Here is a 320-nt window from a genome sequence, read left to right as displayed (position 1 = left end):
AGGTGCGTGATAGCGTAATAAAGCTTTATGGAATTTTCTGACCTTACCGGAACGCGCGGTTTCCACCACTTCAGATTCATCGCTGATTTTTTTGAGTGGATTCTTGCGTGTGTGGTACATGGTGGTCGCCAATGCCATCGGAGTAGGCATAAAGGTTTGCACCTGGTCCAGCTTAAAGTCTTTTTCTTTGAGCCACAGCGCCAGATTGACCATGTCTTCATCGGTAGTTCCCGGATGGGCGGCGATGAAGTAGGGGATCAGATACTGTTCTTTGCCTGCCTCGCGCGAATAGCGGTCGAACATTTCCTTGAATTCGTCAT

Annotated in this window: 1 protein-coding gene; it reads right to left on the bottom strand. The window is 48.8% G+C overall.

Annotated elements, in window-relative coordinates:
* Positions 1 to 320, bottom strand: a 320-nt coding sequence (locus tag KDM89_RS21165; RefSeq protein WP_212689779.1) for a DUF3362 domain-containing protein, incomplete at both ends; no start/stop codon positions are given.

Source organism: Cognatundibacterium luofuense, from assembly GCF_018139685.1.
Taxonomy (GTDB): Bacteria; Pseudomonadota; Gammaproteobacteria; order Burkholderiales; family Burkholderiaceae_D; genus Undibacterium; species Undibacterium luofuense.
This window is presented reverse-complemented; position numbering and strand designations above follow the sequence as displayed.